Source organism: uncultured Thiohalocapsa sp. (assembly GCF_913062725.1).
Taxonomy (GTDB): Bacteria; Pseudomonadota; Gammaproteobacteria; order Chromatiales; family Chromatiaceae; genus Thiohalocapsa.
In genome coordinates this window covers 1-8742 of the sequence record NZ_CAJXWY010000095.1, presented here as the reverse complement: position 1 = coordinate 8742, position 8742 = coordinate 1, and the positions used below count along the sequence as shown (strand labels likewise).

General features: G+C 63.7%; 8 protein-coding genes and 2 pseudogenes. 2 read left to right on the top strand and 8 right to left on the bottom strand.

The window, feature by feature from the left end; genetic code table 11:
* On the top strand, positions 1-285 hold a 285-nt coding region (locus QZ588_RS17060; protein ID WP_295544202.1), incomplete at its 5' end, for a nucleoside deaminase.
* Positions 286-551: 266 nt separating this feature from the next.
* Here QZ588_RS17060 and QZ588_RS17055 read toward each other — a convergent pair.
* The gene (locus QZ588_RS17055) at positions 552-977 is read right to left on the bottom strand and encodes a CVNH domain-containing protein (RefSeq protein ID WP_295544201.1); all 426 of its coding nucleotides are present in this window, start codon (positions 975-977) and stop codon (positions 552-554) included.
* A gap of 965 nt (positions 978-1942) precedes the next feature.
* On the opposite strand from QZ588_RS17055, the pseudogene tadA reads away from it, so the two are divergent.
* A pseudogene (tadA, locus tag QZ588_RS17050) lies at positions 1943-2354 on the top strand (tRNA adenosine(34) deaminase TadA).
* Positions 2355-2540: 186 nt separating this feature from the next.
* On the opposite strand, the gene QZ588_RS17045 reads toward tadA, so the two are convergent.
* The 7 genes and pseudogenes from QZ588_RS17045 to QZ588_RS17015 form a co-directional block, all read right to left on the bottom strand.
* The gene (locus QZ588_RS17045; RefSeq protein WP_295544200.1) at positions 2541-2837 is read right to left on the bottom strand and encodes a hypothetical protein; all 297 of its coding nucleotides are present in this window, start codon (positions 2835-2837) and stop codon (positions 2541-2543) included.
* A 92-nt stretch (positions 2838-2929) separates the two neighbouring features.
* Positions 2930-3250: a nucleotidyltransferase domain-containing protein gene (locus tag QZ588_RS17040; protein WP_295544199.1), complete on the bottom strand. Its 321-nt coding sequence runs from the start codon at positions 3248-3250 to the stop codon at positions 2930-2932.
* A gap of 51 nt (positions 3251-3301) precedes the next feature.
* The gene (locus QZ588_RS17035; protein WP_295544198.1) at positions 3302-4750 is read right to left on the bottom strand and encodes a class I SAM-dependent DNA methyltransferase; all 1449 of its coding nucleotides are present in this window, start codon (positions 4748-4750) and stop codon (positions 3302-3304) included.
* Between the two features lie 3 nt (positions 4751-4753).
* Positions 4754-7210, bottom strand: a complete 2457-nt coding sequence (gene hsdR / locus QZ588_RS17030) for an EcoAI/FtnUII family type I restriction enzme subunit R (RefSeq protein ID WP_295544196.1) — start codon at positions 7208-7210, stop codon at positions 4754-4756.
* 5 nt (positions 7211-7215) lie between these two features.
* A complete protein-coding gene (locus QZ588_RS17025; RefSeq protein ID WP_295544194.1) occupies positions 7216-7434 on the bottom strand; it encodes a plasmid stabilization protein in 219 nt (72 codons plus the stop codon).
* Positions 7435-7859: 425 nt separating this feature from the next.
* Positions 7860-8102, bottom strand: a pseudogene (locus QZ588_RS17020) (DUF3150 domain-containing protein); the annotation flags it as partial.
* Positions 8006-8742: recombinase RecT (locus tag QZ588_RS17015; protein ID WP_295544192.1), on the bottom strand; the 737-nt coding region annotated here is incomplete at its 5' end. The gene QZ588_RS17015 and the pseudogene QZ588_RS17020, both read right to left, overlap by 97 nt.

Sequence of the window (8742 nt, the reverse complement as noted above, 5' to 3'; positions counted from 1 at the left end):
GCCGCGGCACACGTCGGCAATTACCGACTCACCGGCGCCGATCTCTATGCGACCCTGGAGCCCTGCCCCATGTGCGCGGGCGCCATCGTGCATGCCCGCATCGCCCGGGTGATCTATGGCGCCGCCGACCCCAAGGGCGGCGCCTGCGGCAGTGTCTTCGACCTGCTGCCGTCGGACGCGCGCTTCAATCACCGCACCGAGTGCGAAGGCGGTGCTCTGGCAGCGGCGTGCGGGGATCTGCTGCGCACGTTCTTTGCGGCGCGACGGCGCACAAGCCCGTCTTAGTCGATGGGCAACCGTGCGCAAACACATGGACCCCGAGAAACGCTCGGGACCAAACACCTAGCACCAGCGCCGCCAGTGCTCCGACCTGCTCATACGTCGGCAGCAGACCCACCAAGACGGCGGGCTCGGCCATGAGGAACATCGACCACTGCAGGGCCTTCTTACGCTCCACCCGATCGCCGATAAAGCCAAACAGTAAACCGCCGAGCGAAAGCCGGAAACTTCAGCCCCAGAATCAGGGATGTTTTAATGATACGGTAGCTCCTTTAGTCATCAATTCCAGAACAGACCAGTTGCCCGCCCTCGCTGGACAGACCAACCGAGAGATCCAGCGGGATCGAATCCACCTCGAACCCCGCATCATCGCGACAGGTCGCATAGAGCATGGGACCCTGTTTCGTCTGGTTGAAGCCAATCGAGTGACATTGACTGGAGACGTTTTGGTCGCCGAACACCAGATTGCCGTTGGCATCTTCCCCGACGCACTGGTCGAGGTCGATCGACGTGCGCCGCATCATGCCGATGGGATACCACCGCGGATTGCGCAGGCTGGCCCTCGGCCTCTCGACACAGAAGGCCTCCAGACGAGTTCCCTCTTCCAGATCAAACGCGGTGCAGGTCCACTGCAGGTTGCCCGCCACCGATGGCATGGGCAACAGCACCGCAAGGCAACCGATCATCAACTTCTTCATGTGACACATTCTCTTATTAACGTTGCGGAAAGTACCGCTCGGCAAGGCCACGGGCTCACGCGGGTGTAGGCGCCGCCCTGCGCCTTAACACATCTGGCTCACACACTACGTACCGATACTCACAACCAACTGCCTATGATTCAGTGAGCGCAGGTCATAAGTGCTCGTCCCCCGTTTGTAACTCGCGTGGGTTCCACCACCAGAATGTAGTCTGAGAGAATTAGGCTGGTTTCCTGATAAACGCCATCCACAGCTCGGCACTTGGCGTACAGTCGGTCGTTGTCCAGCATGAAGTCTTTACAGCTATCGCCTGCGTCTCTACCGTGGACAAAATGCCCGTTCTCATTCCCGACACATTCATCGATGATTATGTTCGAACTGAACCACGGATCATCCGGGGTGACGCAAGTCAGTCCAGGAGGAGAATACGACGACATATAGCAGCTGTGGCATCGACGGTGCTCGTCGCACTTGATACGTTGGCCGAACTCGTTAAACTCACATGGGCTGATGGTAGTGCACGCGTAATCGTAATCCTCGGAATTTGCGTAACCGCCTGAAAGGACGATAATTGCGAAAAGTCCCGCCCAAATTGTCTTCTTCATGTGTTTTTCTTCACCCCTTGTAAGATCAAGCTGTAAAATGGCCACTCACAAATCAAGCGCGGTGCAGGTCTGCTGCAGATTGTCCTCTAGCGAGGGTATCGGCAGCAGTGCAGCGAGAAAACCGATCATCTACTTCTTCATGTACCCCATTCACCACATGGGGCAACGAATTTGTTTCATGTGCGGTTACGCATTGGAATCGCCGTGGCGGTGGTGAACATCGCGGCCGAAGTTATGCCGTAACCCCAATGAAGCTCACGACGAACGCCGTGAACCTTAATAGAGCAGTCAGGCGGAATCAAGACAGAATCTGCCGGATACTGAAAGTGTCAGGTTTTGTAAGATACGCACCATTTTTCCATGGCGTTGATGGAAGTGCCCGTCGGCGCCGTGGTCGTGCGCGACGGCGTCCTGCTCGGCGAAGGCTGGAACCAACCCATCGCCGCCCACGACCCCACCGCCCACGCCGAAATCCAGGCCCTGCGCGCCGCCGCGGCACACGTCGGCAATTACCGACTCACCGGCGCCGATCTCTATGCGACCCTGGAGCCCTGCCCCATGTGCGCAGGCGCCATCGTGCATGCCCGCATCGCCCGGGTGATCTATGGCGCCGCCGCCCCCAAGGGCGGCGCCTGCGGCAGCGTCTTCGCGCCTGCTGCCGTCGGACGCGCGCTTCAATCACCGCACCGACTGTGCAGGCGGTGTCCTCGCCGCCGATTGCGGCGACCTGCTGCGCGCATTCTTCGCCGCCCGCCGCCGGCATGCCTCCTGACCACCGGCAGACGGGAACATTTAGCCTTGAATGGCTTGACCGGCATTTCGAGCAGACGCAACTCACTGGTCATGACACCACCACGATACCAGACCTGTTGCATCACAGGGTCATAGGGCTCAATGTGCTCAACGCTATAAATGAAGCAGTTTGCGTCGAGATAGATCAACCCGGAATCTGGTAGCCTCAGTTGTCCCACTGATCTCGCTCTGAGCGGATGTACTGGTCGACCTCATCAGCGCTCTCGAACAATCGATGCTTCGGGGTCTGCGCCAGAATTTCCAGCGCGGACCGATGCGATGTTGACGACTCGGGGGTCTCTTCGCTGAGGAGGATGACTTTGACACGACGCCCCTGCCAGGCACGGTAACGAAGAGGCACCTGAATCCGGTCGTCTTTTAGCTCAACATCAAACTGAACAGCTTCCATTGGTTTGACCTCAGTAGCTGCCGTCTTGGCCGGCACAAGGGATTTTTTGGGCATGGGTGTGGTTTCCTTACTCGGCCCGGGTCTTGTGCGCGTCGCGGGCGGCGAGCAGCATGTCCAGCAAGTAGGCCACATCTTTGTCGGGCAACTCAGCCATAGATCGGCTCCAGCCCGCGCAGGATGGCCCGGCGCCGGATGTCGTTGCGGCTGCGCTCCAGCGCCAGGCGATCGACCAGATCGACGGAGCGCCCGAGCAGGTCAGTCAGGTCCTGTTCCAGGTCGAGCCAGCGCAGCAGCGGATCGCCCTCAGTCGATGCCGGGCCAAGCTCCACCAGGAAGTCGGCATCGCTGCGCGCCGGATCGAAGTCGCTACCGCGTGCCGCGGAGCCGAACAGTTCCAGCCGGCGCACCCCATGCCGGCGGCAGATGGCCGCGATCTCGGTGGTCTTTTCGCTGATGCTCGGGTGCATGGGTGCCTGATCGCGGGTTTGAGGTTTGAGTTCAAGGGCCGACAGCTGGGCCTATCGTAGCAGCGCCTCGGACAGGATTTGCTTCAACTGATCGCGGATGGCCACCACCTCGGCCTCGGCGTTGGTCAGTTCCTCCAGCAGGGTCTCAGGATCGCCGTGGTCCTCCTCCTCGACACGCGGGTTCTTGATGTCGAGGTTGTAGCCGCGCGCCTTGATCTCCTCGGCGCTGACCTTCCAGGCGCGCTCGGTCTCGACACGGCCCTGGCGTTGCGGACCACCCCACCAGGCGGCGCAGTCATCCAGGTGCGCCAGCCGAATCGGCCGGGTCATGGAGTAGGCCTTCTGGCCTTCGGGCACGCGGTGCTCCCAGAACCAGACCTGCTCGGTCGGCGTGCCTTTCTCGAAGAACAGCAGGTTGGTGCCGATGGCGGCGTAGGGGCGGAACACCGAGTTGGGCAGACGCACGATGGTGTGCAGGTTGCACTCCTCCATCAGGTGCTCCTTGAGCCGGGTCTTGATGCCCTCGCCGAACAGGGTGCCGTCGGGCAGCACCACGGCGGCGCGCCCGCCCGGCTTGAGCAGACGGATGATCAGCGCCAGGAAGAGATCGGCGGTCTCGCGGGTGCGGAAGTGCTGCGGGAAGTTGCTCTCGATGCCGTCCTCCTCCCGGCCGCCGAAGGGCGGGTTGGTCAGCACGATGTCCACCCGCTCGTCCTTGCCCCATGAAATGTAGGGCCGCGCCAGGGTGTTGTCGTGGCGCAGAAAGGCCGGGTCCTCGATGCCGTGCAGCAGCATGTTGGTGACGGCGAGCATGTGCGGAAGCTGCTTTTTCTCCACCGCCCGCAGCCCGGCTTGCAGGCGGGCCTCGTCCTCCGGGCGCTTGACGTGCTGCTCGCGCATCTGGCGGATGGCGCAGGTGAGAAAGCCGCCGGTGCCGCAGGCGGGGTCGAACAGGATCTCGCCGGGCTTGGGGTCGATCATCTGCGCCATGAAGGCGGTGACAGCGCGCGGGGTGTAGTACTCGCCGGCGTTACCGGCGGATTGCAGGTCGTTGAGGATCTGCTCGTAGATGTCGCCGAAGTGCTGGCGCTCGCTGAGGTTGTTGAAGTCGATGCCGTTGATCTTGTTGACCACCTGGCGCATCAACTGGCCGGACTTCATGTAGTTGTAGGCGTCCTCGAAGACATCGCGGACGGTGCGGGTGCGTGGGGTGCGCGCTGGCAGGTCCTTGAGCGTGGGGAAGAGGTCGTCGTTGATGAAGTCCAGCAGTGCATCGCCGGTGATGCCTTCGGGGTCGGCGGCCCAGGCGCGCCATTGCAGGCGCGGCGGGATGGGCGCGCGGTAGTCGTCGCGCAGCAGTTCGAGTTCCTGATCCTGGTCGTCGATGATCTTGAGGAAGAACATCCAGCAGAGCTGGCTGATGCGCTGGGCATCGCCATCGACGCCGGTGTCCTGGCGCATGATGTCCTGGATGGACTTGACGAGGGTGCGGACGGACATGGGTCAGGCGGTTTCCTTATAGAGTGCGGCTTGCAGATCATGCACGGCTTGCTCGAAGCCGGGTCTGCCGCCGAAGGCGCGCACGAGCTGGACCGGGGTGCCGAGTTGGTCCAGTGGCGGGATCTTCAGGATCTTGGTGTCGTCGAGGTTGAGCAGGCCCTCGTCGGCGTACTTGGCGAGCAGGGCTTCGAGCACGGCGCGGGCCTGGTCGCCATAGCGGGTGAAGGCATCACGCTTCTTGACCTGCTCGGCGCGCTCGCGGCGGGTCAGCGGCGGCGCATCAAAGGCGATGTGGCAGATCAGATCGAAGGGGTCGAGGTCCTTGCCCAGTTCGGCCCCCAGAACCTCCAGCGGCAGGCCTTCGTCTTCCAGTGCCTCGATGACGGCCTGCTTGCGCTCGGCGCCCTTCCAGCGCTTGAGAAAGTCATCCAGGCTGGCGAAGTGCTTGCGCAGCGCGCGCTTGGTGAAATCGCGCAGGGACTCGGTGATGAGCTTGCCGTTCTCGTCGAGGTACTGGACGCGCTCGGCGACGATGGTGGCGCTGACGCCATCGACATAGACCTTTTTCCGTGGCGCCGGCGGGTCTGGCGGAAGCGTTCCGCCGCCGGGGAGGCCCTCATCGACGAGGGTCTCGTCTTCGCCCGGCTCCTCGGGCAGCAGCTCGCCGTCATCATCCATGGGCGGTGCGTCGGGCGGGTTCATGGGGTCGTCGGCTTCGGGGGTGTAGCTCTGCACCGGCTCGCCATCGAAGTCAGGGTCGGCGAAGTGGTTGGTGGCGCCCCGGAAGTCCATGAGCGTGAAATAGTATTTGTGGCTGTCCTCATGCACCCGGGTGCCGCGCCCGACGATCTGCTTGAACTCGGTCATGGAGCCGATCTCGCGGTCCAGCACGATCAGCCGGCAGGTCTGGGCGTCCACGCCGGTCGAGAGCAGCCGTGAGGTGGTGACCAGGACCGGCCACTTCGATTCCGGGTCGATGAAGTTGCCGAGCTGTGCCTGGCCCTCGGCATCGCCGCCGGTGATGCGCATGACGTAGCGGCTGTTCTCGGCGACCAGATCCGGGTTTTCGTTGATCAGTGCCTGGCGCATGCGGGCGGCATGTTCCTGATCGACACAGAAGAGGATGGTCTTCTGATAGCGATCGCCGCTTTCCTTCAGGAATTGGGTCACCTTGCGGGCCACCCGCTGGGTGCGCCCTTCCAGCACCAGGGTACGGTCGAAGTCCTTGGTGTTATAGACGCGGTCCTCGACCCAATCGCCGTCGCGGTCGCGCTGGCCTTGCTCCGGCCGGTAGCCCTCGACATCACGATCGATGTGGACCTTGACCACCTTGTAGGGCGCCAGGAAGCCGTCGCGGATGCCCTGCTTGAGCGAGTAGCTGAACACGGGCGCGCCGAAGTAGGCGATGTTGGAGACGTACTCGGTTTCCTTGGGTGTCGCGGTCAGGCCGATCTGGGTGGCGGATGAGAAGTGCGCCAGGATCTCGCGCCAGGCGGAGTCCTCGGCGGCGCTGCCGCGGTGGCATTCGTCGATGACGATTAGATCGAAGAAGTCGGGCGAGAACTCGCGAAAGAGTTTCTGGCGTTCCTCCGGCCCGGTGATGGCCTGATAGAGCCCGAGATAGACCTCGTAGGCGGTGTCGATGCGCCGTTTCCGGTCGAGTGCCAGGGTCAGGGTCTCTTCGCTGCCGTCGGCGCGCTCGATGGTCTTGGCCTTGGTGGAGAGCTTGGCCATGGCGCCGCCGAAGGGGCGGAAGTCGTTGACCATGGTCTGGTCGATCAGCACGTTGCGGTCGGCGAGGAACAGAATGCGTTGCTTGCAGCCGGCCTTCCACAACCGCCAGATGATCTGGAAGGCGGTGTAGGTCTTGCCGGTGCCGGTGGCCATGACCAGCAGCACGCGGTTCTGACCGGCGGCGATGGCCTCCATGGCGGCGTTGATGGCGTTGACCTGGTAGTAGCGCGGGGTCTTGCCGCTGCCATCGTCGAAGTAGTCCTGGAGGACGATCCGCTCGGCGGTGTCGTCGAGGCCCTTCCAGGCGCGGTAGCTGGCCCAGAGCGTCTCGGGCGAGGGGAACTCGCTGAGCGAGAGTGTTTGCTCACGGGTCGCGCTGGCGCCAGTGCGGTCATGGAAGACAAAGCCGTCGCCGTTGGAGGAGAAGACGTAGGGGATGTTGAGGGTTTCGGCATAGCCGAGCGCCTGCTGCATGCCGTCACCGATGCCGTGGCTGTTGTCCTTGGCCTCGATGACGGCGATGGGGATGTTGGGCTTGTAGTAGAGGAGGTAGTCGGCGCGCTTGGCCTTGCCGCGTGTGACCAGCTTGCCGCGCACGATGATGCGGCCCTTGGTGAAGCTGACCTCCTCACGGATCTGTAGCTGCTCGTCCCAGCCGGCTGCGCGCAGTGCTGGCGTGATGAACTTGGTGCAGATGTCGCGCTCGGAGAGGCCGCGCTTGTGCATGGCGGTTACGCGGGATGAACGTCAGTGAGATTGCTACCAGCGGGGCTCACGGTCGGCTGGCGATCGGGGGCTGTGCTCGATACGGAGGAGACCCTGGGATTGCCCAGCGCTTGGCGCAGGATCTCGCGGGCCTCGGCCTCCATGGACCGATCATGCAGCGCAGCACGGACGCGGAGCTGGTGTTTGAGGTGCGGGTCGAGGTTGCGGATGCTGAGGTTGGCCATGCTGCCCTCCGGGTTGGCTTGGGAGTATGAGATTAGGCAATGATGACGTTGCGTGCAAGGCTGGCCCGGCGAGGGTGCAGCGGGGCGGCGCAGCGCAAGTTAGGTTGACTTTTCTCCGATACCGATACCGATACCGATACCGATCGGCGTGATGCCGGCAGCCGTGGCCGACTGCACCACCTCCAGGGCGCCGCCGAAGTCGTCCGGAAAGCCGTCGGTGAGGGTGAGCAGTACCTTGCGCGTCTCGCTGCGCGGGGAGGAGGTAGCGGCGGCGAACGCGCATGGGCGGCCTCGTGGGCCAGATAGCCATAGGCCAGCGTCCGTGACGCCCAGTGGTGGGTGATGGCGAGACCTCCTGGGCGACATCGCCCGCGCCTTCGAACAGCGACGCAAGCGCCGCCTCGAACGCCGCCAGCGGCATCTGCACCCAGAAAGCGGGTACCGACCCGCAGGCAGGCACGCTCCGCCGACTGCTTGAGGCGGTGGAACGGCTTCAGGGGCTCGGGATCGCAGACGCGCTTGGAGCCCAGCGACACCAGCTCCTCGGGCGGAATCTCGCCATCGAGCAGATTCAGATCCTCGGGCTTGAGCTTCTTTCTGCCGCTCCAAATGCTGATCCCCAGCATGACGAGCACGATACGGTCGGTGATGGTCTCAGTGTTGTGCATGGTGTACTCCCGACCGAGCGCGCACGCGCAAGCCTCGCGGCGAGCACGAACGCGGTCCCGGTCTGTTGGGTTAGGGTGGGGTGGGTTGGGGTGAGCGGGTACGGGTGGATGCGGGCCTTCTGCGCGCGGGTGACGAGCTTGGCGACCTGGGCCTTGAAGGCGTCACTGAGCGCCTCAGACGTGGCCTCGGGCTCTGGGGCCTGCGGCGCACGGGGCGCCGGGGATGCGGGCATCTCCTCGGGCTCGATGGTTTTGCCCGCCATCTCCTCCGCGGTGTAGCTCGACTCCTCCGGAAACGCGGCCCGCAACGCCGCGGCCTTGGCGCACTTGATGAGCTGACCGCGCGGGCGCTTGATCCACATGGCCGTTGGCACCTCGGCGTTGGCACCGCCGGCGCGGCTGTAGGTCTCCTCCCAGAACACGGTCTCCGTGAACGGACAGCGCTGGCCTTCGACCAGCCGGTAGACCGTCAGCGCGCACCACTCGGGGTAGGTCACCTCGATCGTGACGTCGCGCCAGCCGGCATCGGTCTTGGCCCGGCCCGCGAAGGTCCGGGTGATGTCCGGCCCGAAGCGTGGCGGGTCGATGCCGGCGTACCGCCCGGTGCGTGAGGCGGTGACCTGGACCTCGTTGATGCCGG

Coding starts and splice junctions, on each gene's coding strand:
- QZ588_RS17035 (WP_295544198.1), bottom strand. CDS start 4,750: ATGTCCGTCCGCACCCTCGTCAAGTCCATCCAGGACATCATGCGCCAG.
- QZ588_RS17045 (WP_295544200.1), bottom strand. CDS start 2,837: ATGCCCAAAAAATCCCTTGTGCCGGCCAAGACGGCAGCTACTGAGGTC.
- QZ588_RS17025 (WP_295544194.1), bottom strand. CDS start 7,434: ATGGCCAACCTCAGCATCCGCAACCTCGACCCGCACCTCAAACACCAG.
- hsdR (WP_295544196.1), bottom strand. CDS start 7,210: ATGCACAAGCGCGGCCTCTCCGAGCGCGACATCTGCACCAAGTTCATC.
- QZ588_RS17055 (WP_295544201.1), bottom strand. CDS start 977: ATGAAGAAGTTGATGATCGGTTGCCTTGCGGTGCTGTTGCCCATGCCA.
- QZ588_RS17040 (WP_295544199.1), bottom strand. CDS start 3,250: ATGCACCCGAGCATCAGCGAAAAGACCACCGAGATCGCGGCCATCTGC.